Source organism: Mammaliicoccus sp. RAM2 (assembly GCF_045897195.1).
In the GTDB taxonomy this organism is placed as follows: domain Bacteria; phylum Bacillota; class Bacilli; order Staphylococcales; family Staphylococcaceae; genus Mammaliicoccus; species Mammaliicoccus sciuri.
Map to the genome: position 1 here is coordinate 301,052 of NZ_JBJNWI010000001.1, position 16,982 is coordinate 318,033.

The 16,982-nt window shown below is 31.2% G+C and carries 20 protein-coding genes and 1 pseudogene; 3 read left to right on the forward strand and 18 right to left on the reverse strand.

Going from position 1 to position 16,982, the window contains the following annotated elements; translation table 11 throughout:
- Positions 1-11: 11 nt before the first annotated feature.
- The 4 genes from ACJTHF_RS01450 to ACJTHF_RS01465 all read right to left on the reverse strand — a co-directional run bounded on the left by ACJTHF_RS01450 (position 12) and on the right by ACJTHF_RS01465 (position 2,585).
- Entirely contained in the window at positions 12-155 is a 144-nt protein-coding gene (locus ACJTHF_RS01450; protein WP_075577785.1) for a teichoic acid D-Ala incorporation-associated protein DltX, read from the reverse strand.
- Positions 156-396: 241 nt separating this feature from the next.
- Positions 397-1,365: a 2-hydroxyacid dehydrogenase gene (locus ACJTHF_RS01455; protein ID WP_084754941.1), complete on the reverse strand. Its 969-nt coding sequence runs from the start codon at positions 1,363-1,365 to the stop codon at positions 397-399.
- Between the two features lie 22 nt (positions 1,366-1,387).
- Positions 1,388-2,155: a TIGR01457 family HAD-type hydrolase gene (locus ACJTHF_RS01460; RefSeq protein ID WP_025904399.1), complete on the reverse strand. Its 768-nt coding sequence runs from the start codon at positions 2,153-2,155 to the stop codon at positions 1,388-1,390.
- Positions 2,142-2,585, reverse strand: coding sequence for a DUF86 domain-containing protein (locus ACJTHF_RS01465; protein WP_078355585.1), 444 nt, complete (start codon positions 2,583-2,585; stop codon positions 2,142-2,144). Before ACJTHF_RS01465 ends, ACJTHF_RS01460 begins: the two co-directional genes overlap by 14 nt.
- Positions 2,586-2,693: 108 nt before the next feature.
- Here ACJTHF_RS01465 and ACJTHF_RS01470 point away from each other — a divergent pair, with 108 nt between their 5' ends.
- Positions 2,694-2,963 (forward strand): DUF3055 domain-containing protein, encoded by a 270-nt coding sequence (locus tag ACJTHF_RS01470; RefSeq protein WP_048540166.1) that lies wholly within the window; start codon positions 2,694-2,696, stop codon positions 2,961-2,963.
- A gap of 349 nt (positions 2,964-3,312) precedes the next feature.
- On the opposite strand, the pseudogene ACJTHF_RS01475 reads toward ACJTHF_RS01470, so the two are convergent.
- From ACJTHF_RS01475 to ACJTHF_RS01525, 11 genes and pseudogenes are all read right to left on the reverse strand, one after another.
- Positions 3,313-3,690 (reverse strand): annotated as a pseudogene (locus ACJTHF_RS01475) (YutD family protein); the annotation flags it as partial.
- Between the two features lie 12 nt (positions 3,691-3,702).
- Entirely contained in the window at positions 3,703-4,620 is a 918-nt protein-coding gene (gene lipA / locus ACJTHF_RS01480) for a lipoyl synthase (RefSeq protein WP_048540168.1), read from the reverse strand.
- 76 nt (positions 4,621-4,696) lie between these two features.
- Positions 4,697-6,028, reverse strand: a complete 1,332-nt coding sequence (locus ACJTHF_RS01485) for a bifunctional metallophosphatase/5'-nucleotidase (protein ID WP_078355583.1) — start codon at positions 6,026-6,028, stop codon at positions 4,697-4,699.
- A gap of 12 nt (positions 6,029-6,040) precedes the next feature.
- A complete protein-coding gene (locus tag ACJTHF_RS01490; protein WP_058591495.1) occupies positions 6,041-6,862 on the reverse strand; it encodes a sulfite exporter TauE/SafE family protein in 822 nt (273 codons plus the stop codon).
- An 11-nt stretch (positions 6,863-6,873) separates the two neighbouring features.
- Positions 6,874-7,722, reverse strand: a complete 849-nt coding sequence (locus ACJTHF_RS01495; protein ID WP_058591496.1) for a DUF72 domain-containing protein — start codon at positions 7,720-7,722, stop codon at positions 6,874-6,876.
- A gap of 299 nt (positions 7,723-8,021) precedes the next feature.
- The gene (locus ACJTHF_RS01500; protein ID WP_084754949.1) at positions 8,022-8,654 is read right to left on the reverse strand and encodes an ATP-binding cassette domain-containing protein; all 633 of its coding nucleotides are present in this window, start codon (positions 8,652-8,654) and stop codon (positions 8,022-8,024) included.
- Entirely contained in the window at positions 8,651-9,013 is a 363-nt protein-coding gene (locus tag ACJTHF_RS01505) for a YxeA family protein (RefSeq protein ID WP_084754951.1), read from the reverse strand. Before ACJTHF_RS01505 ends, ACJTHF_RS01500 begins: the two co-directional genes overlap by 4 nt.
- A complete protein-coding gene (locus ACJTHF_RS01510; protein ID WP_232156546.1) occupies positions 9,013-11,016 on the reverse strand; it encodes a hypothetical protein in 2,004 nt (667 codons plus the stop codon). The genes ACJTHF_RS01505 and ACJTHF_RS01510 overlap by 1 nt, the downstream gene beginning before the upstream one ends.
- A gap of 25 nt (positions 11,017-11,041) precedes the next feature.
- Complete coding sequence (locus ACJTHF_RS01515; protein WP_058591500.1) at positions 11,042-11,335, reverse strand: lactococcin 972 family bacteriocin; 294 nt, start codon at positions 11,333-11,335, stop codon at positions 11,042-11,044.
- 254 nt (positions 11,336-11,589) lie between these two features.
- Positions 11,590-12,843 carry an N-acetylmuramoyl-L-alanine amidase gene (locus tag ACJTHF_RS01520; protein WP_084754953.1) on the reverse strand — a complete coding sequence of 418 codons (1,254 nt, stop codon included), beginning with the start codon at positions 12,841-12,843 and terminating at the stop codon, positions 11,590-11,592.
- 20 nt (positions 12,844-12,863) lie between these two features.
- Positions 12,864-13,184 (reverse strand): phage holin, encoded by a 321-nt coding sequence (locus ACJTHF_RS01525; RefSeq protein WP_078355576.1) that lies wholly within the window; start codon positions 13,182-13,184, stop codon positions 12,864-12,866.
- 142 nt (positions 13,185-13,326) lie between these two features.
- On the opposite strand from ACJTHF_RS01525, the gene ACJTHF_RS01530 reads away from it, so the two are divergent.
- Entirely contained in the window at positions 13,327-13,656 is a 330-nt protein-coding gene (locus ACJTHF_RS01530) for a helix-turn-helix transcriptional regulator (protein ID WP_025904388.1), read from the forward strand.
- 31 nt (positions 13,657-13,687) lie between these two features.
- Positions 13,688-14,152 carry an ImmA/IrrE family metallo-endopeptidase gene (locus ACJTHF_RS01535; protein ID WP_025904387.1) on the forward strand — a complete coding sequence of 155 codons (465 nt, stop codon included), beginning with the start codon at positions 13,688-13,690 and terminating at the stop codon, positions 14,150-14,152.
- A 54-nt stretch (positions 14,153-14,206) separates the two neighbouring features.
- On the opposite strand, the gene dgoD is transcribed toward ACJTHF_RS01535, so the two are convergent.
- The 3 genes from dgoD to ACJTHF_RS01550 are packed head-to-tail and all read right to left on the reverse strand — an operon-like array spanning position 14,207 to position 16,963.
- Entirely contained in the window at positions 14,207-15,355 is a 1,149-nt protein-coding gene (gene dgoD, locus ACJTHF_RS01540; RefSeq protein ID WP_232156547.1) for a galactonate dehydratase, read from the reverse strand.
- Between the two features lie 14 nt (positions 15,356-15,369).
- Positions 15,370-15,996: a bifunctional 4-hydroxy-2-oxoglutarate aldolase/2-dehydro-3-deoxy-phosphogluconate aldolase gene (locus ACJTHF_RS01545; protein WP_078355574.1), complete on the reverse strand. Its 627-nt coding sequence runs from the start codon at positions 15,994-15,996 to the stop codon at positions 15,370-15,372.
- A 13-nt stretch (positions 15,997-16,009) separates the two neighbouring features.
- A complete protein-coding gene (locus tag ACJTHF_RS01550; RefSeq protein ID WP_078355573.1) occupies positions 16,010-16,963 on the reverse strand; it encodes a sugar kinase in 954 nt (317 codons plus the stop codon).
- Positions 16,964-16,982: the final 19 nt, after the last annotated feature.

The following is a 16,982-nucleotide window of genomic DNA, read 5'->3' on the forward strand; positions in this document are numbered from 1 at the left end:
TTTCTCCTTCATCAAAATTCATTATATATAAAATCATTACTTGCACTTCCACCAGCATAAATCCAAAATAACACAATCATGATTAGTAAATAGAAAATCGTCAAACCAATCAATTTAAAGTTTTCAGAGTTTATAATGTCCCTAATTTTTTCCATTGTTAATCTCCTTGTGTTTTAATTTTGTAATTATTCTATTTCATCATTATATTCTATACGTAATCGAATATCAAGAATTATATGTAAAATTTTAGCAATATATGGCAATAAAAAATGAGTGGAACAGAAATCTACTTTGTAAAAAAGATTTCGTAGTCTAGCCACGGCAAGGATGACTAGAGACTAAAACAGACTGAGACATTATGTCCCAGCCTGTTTTTTCTTTATTAATTTCGTTTGATTATTTTAACTTAACCGGCGTTATTGGATCTTGGTTAGACATAATTTGTTTAGCATTATCCACGCATAGCTGCACCATTTTATCTCGTGTTGCAATTGAACTACTGCCGATGTGTGGCACAACGATAACTTGATCCATTTTTAAAAATGGATGATCATCTGAAATAGGCTCATTTTCAACAACGTCTAATGCTGCACCTAAAATTTCTTGTTGTTCAATTGCTTCAATTAAATCAGATTCTACGATGTGACCACCACGTCCAATATTAATTAAAATTGCTGAGTTTTTCATTTTTTTAAAAGTTTCTCGATTGAATATACCTTTTGTTTCAGGTGTTAATGGCGCCGTACAAACTACGAAATCACTTTCATTAAGCAATTCATCCATTGTACGATATTCAACATTTAATTGCTGTTCAGCTTCTTCTTTTCGAGAACGATTATGATAAAGTACTTTACAATTAAAGCCTTTCAATCTTCTAGCAAAAGCTTCTCCAATTGAGCCCATTCCATAAATACCAACTGTTGAGCCGTGGACATCTTTTCCTGCTAAAAGATATGGACCCCAACTTTTCCATTCACCATTATGTACATATTGAACCGCTTCAACAATTCTTCTTGCTGCTGTTAACATTAACGTAAATCCTAATTCGGCAGTCGTTTCTGTTAAAACTTCTGGTGTATTTGTAACATCAACACCTTTTTCTTCAGCAAGTTCCACATCAATATTATCAAAGCCAACAGCTAAATTGACGACACCTTTTATGTGCGTTGCATTGTTAAAAAATGTTTCATCAATTTGCTCGCTTAATGTCGTAATGACAATTGTAGCGTCTTGAGAACGTTCTAAAAATGCTTCTCGAGGCATTGGTTCTAATTCGCTGTTCCAAACATCTACTTCTGCATATTCTTTAATCTGATTGATAAACTTTTCTGGTAATTGTCTTGCAACAAGTACTTTCTCATTCATGTTCTCAGCTCCTTATGTGAATTTACTTAATCACTTCAAATAAATTCTTAACGCTATATGTTGGTAATACTTCTTTTTTATTAATTTCTTCTAAAGAAGTTACACCAGTTTGTACATGTAATGTATCAATGCCACTATTGATTCCAGCTAAAATATCAGTGTCATATAAGTCACCAATCATGACACAATCTTCTTTAGCATGACCAATTTTTTCAATTGCTTGTTCCATAATTATTGTTTCTGGTTTACCGATGAATACTGGCGTCTGTCCAGTCGATACACTTACAACGCTTGTCAACGAACCATTTCCAGGTAAAAATCCTCTTTCATTTGGAATCGAAACATCTTTATTTGTAGATATGAATTTCGCACCATTTCTAACGGCTAAACATGCTACTGAAAGCTTTTCATAAGAAATATTCACATCTAAGCCCATTACGACATAATCAACATGTTCATCTTCTTTCACAACTAAGCCAGCATCTTTTAAAGAAGTTTCTAATCCACTTCCGCCTACCATATATACTGATGCGCCAGGAGAAGCTTCACTTATATATCCAGCAGTTGCCATTGCAGAAGTAATCACATGTTCACTTGAAGTATGAAAACCCATATTATTTAATTTTTCTGCTACTTCAGCAGGTGTTTTTGAAGAGTTATTCGTAACGAATAAATAATCTTTATTATTTTCATTTAAATAATTTATAAATTCGATTGCACCTTCAATAACTTCCGTACCTTTATACATTGTACCGTCTATATCAATAAAATAACCTTTATAATCTTTCATTTTTATCTCCTTCACCAAAAGCTGTTACGGGAACATTTTCATTTTCTAAAAAATGTTTTGTATCTTCAATTGCTTGTTTATAAAATGGCGTCGCAATTTCAAAAGCTTTTCTTAATTGATCATGATCAATATTTTCATAATTTCTAATAAGTTCTTTTCTGTAATCAATAGATGTTCTAATCGCTTCAGCAGATGAAGGTTGGAAGACTTTTTCAAGTTCCATAATATCAATCACATCTTTATAATTACCAGGATCTCTTAAAATAAATGCATCAATAATCAAATTCCCAATATCAACTACAGATTCAATCATCATATGTGCGATTCTTTCTAAAGCATATGGAGAATTTTTCTCGGTTTCAAAATCTACCGTTAATTTTTCTAAATAATTTAGTTTTAAAGTTAAAGTTTTGCTATCTACGAAATACATGTAGAAGACCTCCTATCCATATATCATCATATCATAATTTTGAATTGTAGGGCATTGCTCTGTATACTATACAAGTAAAGAAAGATTTTTAAAAAGGAGTCGCTAAACATGATAGATATGTTCTTATATGACGAGCAAGATGAAGCGAAAATACAATTTGTAGGATTTGTCGGTGAACACAGTCGCTATGACTTAACACTGATTTATACAGATAGACATTATGGAAAAACAATGGTACTTAATACCCAAAACAATACATTTGGTATTATCGGTAAGGATGACTTAGAAGAAGATGGCTATATAAGTCACATCCTCGGTTTAACAAAAGAAGAAGGCGAAGAAGTAACAGAATATTTACATGATGTTATAGATATATAAAATTGAATTGCGTTTGTAATTAATATAGTGTGAGCGTTATTTGCAGTTCTGGTCGAAAGTGCAAATAAGAAGTCCAGTAATTACAATTCTCAGTAGTTTTGTAAATAAGACACTTCATAGTTACACTTCGACCGATTTTTGTTACTAACGCACCTATATTATATAAACAACTTCATACAAAAATATTCACAATCTCGCTATAGCTCAATACAAAAGAGCCCGGAAAAATTCCGGGCTCTTTCGTTTATAAATAATCTTTTAAAGTATTTTTAGATGTAGGTTGTTCTTCAATTGCGTCTTCTTCTATTTCTACTGTTTCAGCTTCTTGTTGTTTGTTTTGTTGCTCTTGTTTAGTATTTTGCTGAATTGTTGGCTCTATTTTAACATCTTCTAATTTATGTTCTTCATCTATGAAAGTTGCTTCTTCTGCTGTTAATTTAGATATCTCAGATTTAGATAATCGTCTCAACACAAAATATTTACATCCAAAATTACAATACTCTAATATATAATCTTGAATAGCAGAGAATCGCTTATTTGCATCACTTTTTTTATTAGAATCATGATAAAAGCCTTTTAAACGAAGTTGCTCATAACCAAAGTCACCAACAATAAAATCATATTTATCTAGAATTTCAGAATAACGTGATGTAAATTGTTCTTCATTGAAAGATTTCTGATCATCTTTAATCACTTCAAAATAGTTATTTTCTATTTTAGTTAACATTCAATCACCTTATTAGTTATTAAGTGCTTGTTCACCTAGAATATGTTTTTGTTTAGCAGCTTCATTAACTTGTTCATCTGCGTGATAAGAACTACGTACCATTGGACCAGCTTGGCAATGTTTAAAGCCTTTTTCCATAGCTACTTTTCTTAATTTACCAAATTCTAAAGGTGTGTAGTATTTTTGCACATTTAAATGTTTACGTGATGGTTGTAAATATTGACCGATTGTCATAATATCTACGTCGTTTGCACGTAAATCATCCATTGTTTCATAAATTTCTTCAACTGTTTCACCAAGTCCAACCATTAAGCTAGATTTTGTAGGAATATCTGGGTACATTTCTTTAGATCTTCTTAAGAATTCTAATGTACGATCATATTTTGCACGTGCTCTAACTCTTGGTGTTAAGCGTCTAACTGTTTCGATATTGTGGTTTAAAATATCTGGTTTAGAAGCCATTAATGTTTCTAATGCTTCATAACTACCACCCATATCTGATGGTAAAATTTCAATCGTTGTATATGGATTTAACTCTCTTACTTTACGTACTGTTTCTGCATAAACGTTAGAACCAGCATCTTTCAAGTCATCTCTTGCTACTGCTGTAATAACAACGTGTTTTAAGTTCATAAGTTGAACTGATTCTGCTACACGTTGTGGTTCATCTAGATCTAACTCATTTGGAAGACCTGTTTTAACTGCACAGAAACGACATGCTCTCGTACAAACTGCACCTAAAATCATAAATGTAGCTGTACGTCTTTCTCCCCAACATTCGTGAATATTTGGACATTTAGCTTCTTCACAAACTGTATGAAGATTCTTCTCACGCATCATTTTTTTCAAGCCTGTGTAGTTCTTATTCGTGTTTAATTTTATTTTTAACCAGTCTGGTTTACGTAATATTTCTTCATTTTTAGTAGCCATATACGTGAACACCCTTCTATTATTAATTTTCATCTTTATATATTATAACGAATATACATATAAATTTAAATGCTCATTACACTTTCTTTTTATGTTGTAATAACTTTTGTTCAAAAATATTTCTTAAAAACTCTGGCATAATATAATTTACATTCATATCTTTCAATATTGGAAAGTATCTTCCGAATGTGTACATATCAATAGTACCGAGCTTATATTGTTCGTGATCTTCTATTTCTTTTCCATTCACAAAACATTGACCTGTAGACTCAATATAGCCGATATTTTTAAATACATATCCTCCAAAAATATCTCCTCTAAAGCCAAATCCAAATGCTACTTCATCCATATAGGACTGTTCCATCGCTTTATATATAATTTGTTTAAGTTCCGCGCCTCTTAAATCTACTGAAACAGTGTTTATAGGATGCGGTAACATTTGATGAATATCGTATTCTGTTAACTCATTACCCGTCTTACCTTTAACGATAAGACCTGCATTAATAATTGCACAGTCTGCTCCTGTAAAATCTAATACACTTTCGCATAATAAGTCCGTTGTATAACTTGCACTGTTAAGACGACGTGGTAATGAAAAAATACCTTTAAGTATCGGTTTATTTAATAATGCCTTACCTTTTTCTTCATAATCATTTGGTACTTCTTCAATTAAGTCAGAATTAATAATTTCCGCTTCTTTATGAATAACTTTTTGATTTTCAATAACTAAATCTACTTTACCAACATAATGCCCATATTTACCAGCTGCAGCCATCAACACACCATTTTGTTCTTCACCATTTTCAAAATAATGATGTGTATGTGCGCCGAAAATAATGTCTACTTCCGGACATTCTTTGCAAATTTGCTCATCAAAGAAGATACCGACATGACTTAAAACGAGCAGTACATCATATGCTTCTTTCACTTGTTCTATTTCGTTCTTTAGTGCAAGTAATGGTGACGTCACTTTCCAATCAAGTCTTTCATAAATATGATTAAAAGGTGCTGTCAAACCAATCATACATACTTTAATACCATTAATATCTTTAACAACATGAGAAGTTATATGATTCGGTAAATTGCCATCTAAATCAAATAAATTACAACAAGTAACATCGAACTGAGCTTCATCATATAAGTGATTCAAAGCATCATGAGATATCGTCATACCTTCATTATTACCTATTGTGACAACATCTACGTGACTATCATTTAAAATATTAACATTTTCTCTACCTTGTGATGCTTCTGTTAAAGGATGAAATAAATCTATATGATCACCTATATCAATATATAGTGTATCATGCTGACATCGACTTCTTTCATCTTTAATATACTGAGATATTTTGGCATATGTATTTAAATGACTGTGTATATCATTTGTATGAAATATCGTGAGCTTCACAAATCCAACTCCTTATAAAACACTTTTTATAATCAAATATATACCTAAGATTAACATTGTAAATCTTAAAATTAAAACGACAGTGTCTGACTTCATTCTACTATTTATTCTTACGCCAATTTTTGCACCAAAGTAACTTGAAATAATCAATACAATCGCATGTACCCAAAGTACATTACCTTGCACAATGTGGCTGACAGAACTTGATAAACTTGAGAAGAATATCATCATCATACTTGTACCAACAGCAACATGTGGTGGGAATCTAAATACAATAATCATTAAAGGTGTCATCAGTGCACCCCCACCGATACCGAATAAACCAGTCGTTATACCAACAATAAATGATGAAACAATAGCGACAAACGGTGGAACACCGTATTTATGATGTTCACCATATCTATCTGTAAATGATTTTAAATACTTTTCTCGTTGGAAGTACTTTATTGGTTTCACATGATTACGTATCATTAATACGATAGAAATAAAGATTAAGAAAATACCAAAGTACAAATTAAATGAATCTAAAGTAAAATACTTACTTAAATATGCACCAAGTAAAGCCCCTGGAATAATACCAATCAAGAATATTAATCCATTTTTTACATCAACTTGCTTCGTTTTCAAATAGCCTAATGTTGCTGTTAAACCCGTTGTAATTAATATAACAGATGATGTACCAATCGCTCTTTGTGGTGTCATACCAGACAATAATTGATGGTCTATACCAAAGTATACTAGTGAAGGAACAATAATAATTCCGCCACCAATTCCAACTAGCGCCCCTAATATTGCAGACGATACACCTATAATAATTAACACTAAATATGCCATACCTGTCACCTCTAAAATAATTTAAGTTGCTTAGGCGCTAAACCTTCGTATTCTATATCTAATAACTTTTGGTAAGTTTTGGCATTTTGTGCAGCATGTCCACCAGAATTATTATTAAATACTACATAAACATCTTTCGCTTTATGCTCTAAAATTTTAACTTTATCAGCTAACTCTTTAAGTTCTGCTTCATTATAATTATATAAATATCTGACATCACGCCACTCTTGATCTGTCATATCTTTCTTCGTCCATCCGTTTACATTTCTACCATGGTAACGGACGAAAGCAACATCATGCGTAATACGATTTATAAGTGGTATAGACCCTTCTCCACTCTGCGGTTCATCACAAACGCTATGAATAAATTTCATTTCGGTTAAAAATTCCAACGTATACTCTTTAACATCTTCTTTAAACCAAGTACGATTACGGAATTCGATACAAACATCAAAATCTTTTAATTGCTCACGTACATAACGTAAATAATTAATATTTTGAGGTTGTAAATCAAACCAAGGTGGAAACTGTACGAGAATCATCGCTAACTTTCCTGATGCTTTTAACGGTGCCATCGAATCTTTAAATAAATTAAACAATGTCATTTTGTCTTCAGCAAAATCAGTTACCTCAGCATGACCTGTTAACGCCTGATGAATCTTAACAACAAACTTAAAATTATTAGGCGTTTCCCGAATCCATTTTTCAATATTTCGTTGCGGTTGAATCGCATAATAAGTTGCATCTAATTCCACAATAGGAAAATGAGCAGCATATGCTTTTAACTTATCTTTTTTATTAGACAGGTCTTCATATAAAGAATCATGATCTCCCCATCCAGTTAGGCCAATTTTTATCATATCTCATCACCATACTCATCATACCACACAGAGTATTTTTAGTTCAGTTTGTTTGATTAAAATTATGTAAAACTATGAATGAGCAGTAAAGAATTGTATGTCGTTCGTTATACTTCTTATGCGTTTTGTAATTATAGGCTGTCTTAGTTACACTTCGTACGATTTTTGTTACTATGGACCTCCTTAGTTACACTTCCTACGACTTTTGTTACTAAACCCACCATTCTTTTCAATTCATAAAAAATAACGGCTATGACAAATAATAATGTCCTAGCCGTTTTATATGTGTATCAACTCATTCATGTAGCAAGTTGTATATTTCTATCACAATATTTCATAACTTCCTCGTCATGCGTAACAATTAATATAGTAGATTTACCTTTAAATTCTGATAAAAGTTCAAGTATTTTATATTTATTATCATTGTCTAAAGCACCTGTTGGCTCATCTGCAAAAATTATTAGAGGTTCTTTTAATAGTAACCTAGCAATTGCGACTCTTTGTTGTTCTCCTCCGCTTAACGTATAAATCTTAGTATTAAGTGGTTTATTTAATCCTACTTTTTTCATGACATCATTTTTCAATACTTTTTTCTGAGATTTACTCAATTTTTTATAAGTTAGTACGATGTCCAAATTATATTCAATCGTTTCATGTGTGATAAGTGCGTAGTTTTGAAACAAATAGCCTAACTTATTTCGATACAATAGCATCTTATGTTTACGTTTCATCTTAGTTATGTCATCACCATCAATATAAATAGTACCACCATCAATTTTTTCTAAGCCACACATACAACCCAATAAAGTAGATTTTCCCGAACCACTTCTCCCAGTTATGGCGACCATTTCACCTTTGTTAATATTCAAACTCAAATCACTAAATAAATTAACACCATTAAATTGTTTTCTTAAATTATTTAAACGGATCATTGTTTAATCATCTTCTCATACTCAGATTTACTGATATATTCTATAAAATAAACCCATTTACCTTTGTGATCAATTTTGACATATTGTTCAGAAGGGCTATAACCTTTAAAGTCCAATAAGTAGTTATTTTTACGACCATTTTCATCATAAGATTCAATATCTTTATAATCTTGGATATTTATAATTTCTTGCTTACTTAAATGTTCAGCATCGCTGCTATATGGAACCTTAGCATAACTCCAACCTCTTTTAACAAAGGGATTTACTACATCCAATTTTTCATCAATATTTTTCATCGTAAATAAAATTATACAAATTATCATAATGCTTGCTATTAATGTATAAATTAACTTTTTCATTATTGAGTCTCACCTCTTCTTGCATCTTTCAACAAATGATATTCATATCGATTAATAAAAATCATGACAGTAAGTAATTCGAATAGAATAATTGAAATCATTAATTTGAATGAAATTTCTACAATATCAAAAAAATTCACAATAAATAATGCTATAAAAGTAGAAACTAAACTATTTATCACAAAACTTATATGCTTTTTAAAAAAAGAATCTCCATGAATAGTTCTTACAAATATCACTTTTTTCTCTCTATCACAATAAATATTAATAATAAATAGATATACTGAAATTAATATTATGATTCCTAGTATAGAGGTAGTAACAGAAACAAATAGATTACGTTTTATTTTATTATATTCAGTCAATACACTACTATAAGCATTAGTCAAACCTTGAATTTCTGTATCAAACTTATTATGATCTAGTTTACTTTTAATTAGATCATAATCATTAAAGAGCAATAACCCTTGTGATGTAGCAGAACTATAGAAAGAAATTGGATAATAACCTTTAGGTAATATTATTATTACTGGATTATAAGATATAACCTCTTTACTATATACACCTGTACTATAGTTAAATAAATTATAATTATTTTTTATTTTATGAACTTTGATATCTAGATACCTTTGTTTATTAGGAACTTTCTCAATTTCATCATAAAATTCAATCTCTTCTTGTAAATCTTTTTTAATTTTATTTATATTCTCTTTGGAAAATCCTTTATCAGGAATTAGTGCTGTAATTTTTGAAAAATCTACTGATTCTTTGTTTTCTATACTAATTTTATTTCTATCAATAAAAGTCTTATTTACATAGATAGCATTATCTAAATCATATTTCTCCCCAGATTTTTTCCAATTATAATGTCTATGAAATGTAAGCATCCAATTCTTTTCAGGAATTTTGTTTAATAAATTTATCACTTCTTGATCTGAATATTTAAACTGTTTCTTACTTGTTTCTATTTCATTTGTTGTCAATTCAGCAATATATAAATCTTTATTCTTAAACCAATGCTTTTCACTGTTCACAATGTCAAACGCTTCTATGTAGTTATGTATTGAAATCGATATAACAATGAGTAAAGTTAAAGTTACTATTAACTTAATTATATTTGGCAAGTATTGAAACCTATTGCCGACACCTTCAAATTTTATATATTTTTGAATATTAAAAGTTTGTTTAGATACTAGCCAGTAAGACATTAGCGATACCATAATCAAAATAATATAAAAAATTACTACACAAATTAAATATGACCAAAAAATATATCTAATTTGTGCCAATTGATTATATAAATATAATCCAATAGTTACTATTAAAGTTATTATTATGAAATGTGAAACAAAGATTTTTGTAATTTTTAATAATTGTAAAGCTATAATTTTTGCCGATGTGAATCCATGTATTCGTTTAATAGACATTTCTTTCACTGAAGCAAGTTGATCATATAAAATAGCTATGAAAATTATTACTAATAAAATTATGAAAGTAGAAGGTAATTGATGGGTACTTATATATTCCAATATTATTAAATGTAATGGAAATTCATAATCTTTAGTAGTTAAACCTTTTTCTTCTAATGTTTCATAAAAATCACTCTTGGGATTCTCTTTTATAAAAAAAGTTGTTCCAACCAAATTTAATTTACCCAAAATTTTATTATCTGGTTTTATAATTTGATATTTCTTGTTACGATTAAATGCTTTTTCATTAAAATTAAGTTTCTCGTTCAAATTATATTGAGATAAATATTTAGTTTTACCATTATCATCATAATTCCCATTTACTCGAATCATCGAAATATTATGTTCAGTAGAAAGCTTAACTAATAACCTATTTATTTCTTCTTTATTATGTTTCTTGTCCCACTTTTCTATGACTAATGCCTTGTTGTATCCTGGCAATTTAATATCATCTATATAATTATAAAAATTTAAGAATATAAAAGTTATAATACAGAATATAAGAAATATAGTTATCTTTGTAATTTTCTTCATTTAATAGCCTCATTAATAAAATTCATTAATAGAAGCCGTAATATGCTTTATTTACTTTCCAAATTTGCCAACCTGGTCGTTTTTGAGCCGATACCTTAGACCATCTTCCTTTAGGTGTATAACCTGAAGTAGCCCAATAACGCCCTCTTACACTCGTATAATGTGTTTTCTTTCCATGGTAATAATTAGACCATACATATTGACTTGAAACACCATAATTCCATGTACCACCATCAACATTAACTTGGTATGCTTTAACAATCCCTGCACCAGAAGCAATTATAATTGTTAATAATAATGTTATAAAAAATTTTTTCATTAATAAACACTCCCATTTTTCAAAATTCACGACGTCTTAAGAATAATATATTTAATTCATAATATTCTGTCAATTACTTTTTATACAATTTTTTACATTTAAAACCCTCGCTATTTGTTTGTTGATAGCGAGGGTTTTGTGTTATATTTAATTTATTCGGATACCTTACATAATTTTATTTAATGATGGCCGTCATTGTATAAATTTTATGGTTAAGGTATTTTTTTCTGCTTTTTTATTCATCGTTTTGTCTCCTATTTTAACTTCAATACTTGTCCGATTTGTATGACATCTGATGTTAATCCGTTCAATTTCTTTAATGTTGCTACGGTAACGCCTGTTTTTTGACTGATACTCCATAGTGTATCTCCGGCTACGACTGTATAGGTTGTTGGATTCGTATTGATGGCTCCTCCATTGATGGCTTCTGCTAGTGATTTTGTATATGCATTTAAATTATTTTTAATGTAATTCATATCTTTTGTTGAGGTAATAAATCCTAACTCTACTAATCGATAATTGATATATTCTGCTTTAGCTACGTTGCAATGTAATAGGTCACTTCTTTCTGTAATGCCTCTAATAGTACCTACATGTTTTTTCACGGCTGCTTGTAATGCTTTATCAATACTGTCTGCTGCTAATCCACTTGGAATAATAACATGACCTCCTGTAGCTGATGCGGCTGCTGAATCTAAATGAAATTCTACTACAATTTCATAACCTTGTGATTTAACCCAGTATAATCCGTAATCTTTTTTATTTCCGACCTGATCACCGTATGCTGTATCTTGATACATATCTTGGTCTTTGCCGTATACTGCAACTTTATGGCCTGCTTGTTTTAAATAATTTGCTACTCTGTCTACGATATTCGTTCTAATAAAATCTCTTTCATTTGTTCCATTTCCTACTGCGCCTGGATCATTATACCCGTGCCCTGCTACAATCATAATTTTTCTACTCATTTTAACGGCTCCTTTATTGTTAGATTGATCTAATTTTTGATTGAGTTTGGATATGTCATAATTTTCAATTGGCATACCACTACACACTCTTGTTACTTCTTTAGAAATGTCTTCACCTTTTTGACGTAATTGGATATGCAAATGTTCACTCATCGGATTATTGTCATAATTACTATTGCCTTGTAATCCAATAATGTCACCTTGAATGACTTTATCACCTTTAGAAAATTGCAATGTATCTCTTTGCATATGCCCGTAAATCCAATCATTGCCATTATTATCTCTAATTTCAATTGTGCCTCCGAAATTACCAAATGGTTCACTTAATATAACTGTTCCACTAGTAACTGCTGGAATTTGATTCGTTTCATTACTATAGACATCAAATGCTCTATGATAACCACTACAATAGGCATCATAATTTATGCCATCTTCTGTGTAATTTCTATATCCATAGTTTTTTGGATATTGATTGTACGTTCTTGGGTCTGATGAAATTTCCCATCCTTTTTTAGTTAAATATGTTATAGCTGTTAACATTCAATCATCCTTTCTCATTTTTATTTTTTACCAGATTGTTTTAAGAACTTTTCTTGTTCACGTGATTGATTTGTAAAAATGAATGTGTTTTTCCAAATACCATAAAGCACAAATACAATAGGTATCCCTGTGTTTAATACGTTCATCCATGCATTTAACTTTTGAGGGTTCAACCATTCTACCGAAAAACCAGATGCATTCAATGCTAAATATAGTGCACCTAAGAACCCACCTATCATTGCGATAAATTGTTTAACTTTGTCTGGTTCAATTGGGATTCTGTTATCTTCTTCGGAATAATTCAAATTCACTTTATCTGTTTTGAAGTTCATTTTAACCATGTGTATCACCTCCTTGGTTACACTATAATATAACTTTCGGTTGACGTCAATAACTTTTAGTTATATTTTTCTGCAAAATTATTGATAAAATATAACTATAGGTTATAATAATAGTATCAATCATATAAGGAGCGGGAAACTTATGGTGTCTCAAAATAAACTCTCTGAACAAATAAGTTTATTAAGAACGAAAAATGGATGGACGCAACAAAAATTAGCAGATGCGTTACAAGTTTCAAAACAATCCATTTCATATTGGGAAACAGGAAGAAAAGCACCAAAGATGAAGAAAATAGAAGAAATGGCAAAGTTATTTGATGTAAGTGTCAGTTATATTTTAGACGGGGAAGCTAAACAAACTTATAACTCTACTGCAGAAACGATTGCCGCACATTTAGATGGAGAATTAACAGAAGAAGAATTGAAGAAAGTATTAGAATATGTTGATTTTCTAAAGCATCAAAACAAATGATTTATTAAACGGAAAATATGGTGGGGATAATTTGAATAGATATGAAAAAACACTTATCAATAATGAACACATCGTGATTAAAGAAACAAGTAACCTTCCGAATCAACTGAAAGGTTTATATGTAGATGGATTAATTTTATTGAAAGATGATTTATCTAACAAAGAAAAGTTAGAAGTGCTAGGAGAAGAGTTAGCCCATCATGATATATCTTATGGAGATATTCTCGATACAAGTGAATTATGGAAATGGAAATTTGAGCATAAAGCAAGAAGATTAGGATTTGAAAAAATTATACCTCTAAAAAGTATTGTGCAAGCGTACCAATCAGGCGTCCATAATAAATTTGAACTGAGTAATTATTTAGACGTATCTGAAGGCTATATAGATGAAGCTTTAGAACATTACAAACAAAAATATGGATTAAGTACATGGTATGATCATTATTTAATAAAGTTCAATCCACTTCAAGTTTATGAATATAGAGAAATCAATTAAAGGCTGAGACGTCATTGTCTCAGCCTTTAATCATGTTATGAACAAACGTTATATTTACCATTCTGCAATGCTTCCATCTTTATGTCTCCAAATTGGGTTATGCCAATCATGCCCGACTTCCGCCATTTTTCTAACATGTGCTTCATCAATTTCTACACCAAGGCCAGGCTTTTTAGGAATATCTACATATCCATCTTTAAACTCAAATACTTCTTTGTTCGTAATATAATCTAGAATATCACTGTCTTTATTATAATGAATGCCTAAGCTTTGTTCTTGTATAAAAGCATTGTGACAAGTTGCATCCACTTGTAAACATGATGCTAAAGCAATAGGTCCAAGTGGACAATGAGGTGCAGCACCTACATCATAAGCTTCTCCCATAGAAATAATTTTTTTACATTCCGTTATACCACCAGCATGTGATAAATCAGGTTGAATGATATCGACAAATCCACTTTCTAAAATAGGTTTGAAATCCCATCTAGAAAATAGCCTTTCACCAAGCGCTATTGGAATAGTTGTCGTTTGACTAATTTCTCTAACCGCTTCTATATTTTCACTTAATACAGGTTCTTCTATAAACATTGGATTGTATGGCTCTAATTCTTTAGCTAATACTTTAGCCATTGGTTTATGAACACGCCCGTGAAAATCAATACCAATACCTAACTGATTGCCAACCGCTTCTCTAATACCAGCAACACGTTGAACAACACTTTCTATCTTGTCATAACTATCTATATACTGTAATTCTTCAGTTGCATTCATTTTGATTGCTTCAAAACCATTTTCAAAAGCTTTTTTAGCAGCGTTTGCAGTATCTTGAGGTCTATCACCACCAACCCATGAATATACTTTCATAGATTCTCTACATGCCCCACCTAATAATTCATGAACAGGCGCGTTATAATATTTACCTTTAATATCCCACAATGCTTGGTCTATACCTGAAATGGCACTCATTAAAATTGGACCACCTCTATAAAAGCTACTTCTATACATCATGTTCCAATGATCTTCAATATTTAAAGGATTTTTGCCAATCAACTGTTGCATAAATTCATCAACCGCTGCACCAACAGTCTGAGCTTTACCTTCAATTACAGGTTCGCCCCATCCGACGATACTTTCATCCGTTGTAATTTTTAGAAACAACCAACGCGGTGGTACTTGAAACAACTCATAGTCTACAATCTTCATGTTAGCACTCCTCTTTAATGTACTTTGTTATAAAATGCTTGTGCTTTTTGTTCTAGTTCCTCAAAATACGCTTTATTCGTTTCTACTTTCGTATTTACTAAAGCACTTCCTAAACCGACGCCAACAGCTCCCGCTTCAATAAAGTCTGTAACATTGTCTATACTTACACCACCTGTTGGTAAAAGTGGGATATGCGGTAGTGGACCTTGTAAATCTTTAATATATTCAGGACCTAAACTTGTTGTTGGAAAGACTTTAATAATATCTCCACCGTATTCATAAGCTTCTAGAATTTCTGTTGGTGTCATAGCACCTGGTATACTTACGGTACCATATTTTTTACTCATGCGAATCGTATCTTTATCTACCGTTGGCGACAGTATAAACGTTGCACCACTTAAAATAGCTAACCTTGCCGATTCCGCATCTAAGACTGTACCTGCTCCGACTACAACTTTTCCCTTCATTTCATTAGAGATCAGTTCAATAGATTCTAACGCTTTAGGTGAATTCATCGTAACCTCTATCGCACGAATACCTGCTTTATATAATGTTTCTACGATTGGTAAAATATCATTGGGATTTGCATTTCGTAAAATTGCGATTAATTTAGTTTCTTTGATTGTTTGTAATGTATCTATTTTAGACGCCTCCTTATCTAATCACATCATCTACATGACCTGTATGTTTCATTTGTTCAATTTCTTCTTTAGTTGGTAAGCCTTCAACATCCCCTTTAACCGTTGTCACGAGTGCTCCTGCATTGCAAGCTTGTTCTGATGCTTCATGAATGGATAATCCTTCGATAATACCTGCAATTAAACCTGCCGCAAAGCCATCTCCAGCACCAACAGGATCAACGACTTCTATTTCTTTTGAAGCTTTTGCATAACCTGAAATATCTTCATGTACATAGTAAGCACCTTTACTTCCTAATTTAACAACTACTGTTGATGCACCTAAATTTATAATCTTTTGAGCGATTTCTTCTTCAGATTGTGTATTGAATAAAAATGCCCCTTCACTCGTTCCTGGCAACACAATATCACTTAAAGCGATTAATTGTTTTAATGTCTCTTTCGCTTCATCTTCAGACCATAATTTGAGTCTTAAGTTTGGATCGAAAACAATTTGTAAGCCTAATGATTTTGCTGTCGAAATGAGTTTAAATATTGTTTTTTTACAAGATGCACTTAAAGCAGGTGTAATACCTGTGACATATAAATATTTAAATTGAGCGACATAACTTTCATCTATATTTGCTTCAGACATTAGACTGGCTGCTGAACCTTTTCTATAATAATGGACGCGTGTTTGATCTTGTCGAAATTTCTCTTTAAGAAAAATGCCAGTCGGTGCTTCAGATATTAATTTTACAGAATCTACATTAATACCTTCACCACGAACAAAATTTAAAATCTTCTGCCCTAATTCATCATTACCTAATTGACTGATCCAGCCAGTTTTAACACCAAGCTTTTCTAACCCAATAAGCGTATTTGTTTCAGCCCCAGCTATATGCGTTGAAAAGTCTTGAGCATATCTCATTGGTCCTACTCCTTTAGGTGCAAACACAACCATCGTTTCTCCAATAGACAATACATCCATCTTCATGACCCTCCTTATA

What these genes read in the sequence shown, in the direction of transcription:
- ACJTHF_RS01450 (WP_075577785.1), bottom strand. Translation starts at nt 155, where the DNA reads ATGGAAAAAATTAGGGACATTATAAACTCTGAAAACTTTAAATTGATT.
- ACJTHF_RS01455 (WP_084754941.1), bottom strand. Translation starts at nt 1,365, where the DNA reads ATGAATGAGAAAGTACTTGTTGCAAGACAATTACCAGAAAAGTTTATC.
- ACJTHF_RS01460 (WP_025904399.1), bottom strand. Translation starts at nt 2,155, where the DNA reads ATGAAAGATTATAAAGGTTATTTTATTGATATAGACGGTACAATGTAT.
- ACJTHF_RS01465 (WP_078355585.1), bottom strand. Translation starts at nt 2,585, where the DNA reads ATGTATTTCGTAGATAGCAAAACTTTAACTTTAAAACTAAATTATTTA.
- ACJTHF_RS01470 (WP_048540166.1), top strand. Translation starts at nt 2,694, where the DNA reads ATGATAGATATGTTCTTATATGACGAGCAAGATGAAGCGAAAATACAA.
- lipA (WP_048540168.1), bottom strand. Translation starts at nt 4,620, where the DNA reads ATGGCTACTAAAAATGAAGAAATATTACGTAAACCAGACTGGTTAAAA.
- ACJTHF_RS01490 (WP_058591495.1), bottom strand. Translation starts at nt 6,862, where the DNA reads ATGGCATATTTAGTGTTAATTATTATAGGTGTATCGTCTGCAATATTA.
- ACJTHF_RS01495 (WP_058591496.1), bottom strand. Translation starts at nt 7,722, where the DNA reads ATGATAAAAATTGGCCTAACTGGATGGGGAGATCATGATTCTTTATAT.
- ACJTHF_RS01500 (WP_084754949.1), bottom strand. Translation starts at nt 8,654, where the DNA reads ATGATCCGTTTAAATAATTTAAGAAAACAATTTAATGGTGTTAATTTA.
- ACJTHF_RS01505 (WP_084754951.1), bottom strand. Translation starts at nt 9,013, where the DNA reads ATGAAAAAGTTAATTTATACATTAATAGCAAGCATTATGATAATTTGT.
- ACJTHF_RS01510 (WP_232156546.1), bottom strand. Translation starts at nt 11,016, where the DNA reads ATGAAGAAAATTACAAAGATAACTATATTTCTTATATTCTGTATTATA.
- ACJTHF_RS01515 (WP_058591500.1), bottom strand. Translation starts at nt 11,335, where the DNA reads ATGAAAAAATTTTTTATAACATTATTATTAACAATTATAATTGCTTCT.
- ACJTHF_RS01520 (WP_084754953.1), bottom strand. Translation starts at nt 12,843, where the DNA reads ATGTTAACAGCTATAACATATTTAACTAAAAAAGGATGGGAAATTTCA.
- ACJTHF_RS01525 (WP_078355576.1), bottom strand. Translation starts at nt 13,184, where the DNA reads ATGGTTAAAATGAACTTCAAAACAGATAAAGTGAATTTGAATTATTCC.
- ACJTHF_RS01530 (WP_025904388.1), top strand. Translation starts at nt 13,327, where the DNA reads ATGGTGTCTCAAAATAAACTCTCTGAACAAATAAGTTTATTAAGAACG.
- dgoD (WP_232156547.1), bottom strand. Translation starts at nt 15,355, where the DNA reads ATGAAGATTGTAGACTATGAGTTGTTTCAAGTACCACCGCGTTGGTTG.
- ACJTHF_RS01550 (WP_078355573.1), bottom strand. Translation starts at nt 16,963, where the DNA reads ATGGATGTATTGTCTATTGGAGAAACGATGGTTGTGTTTGCACCTAAA.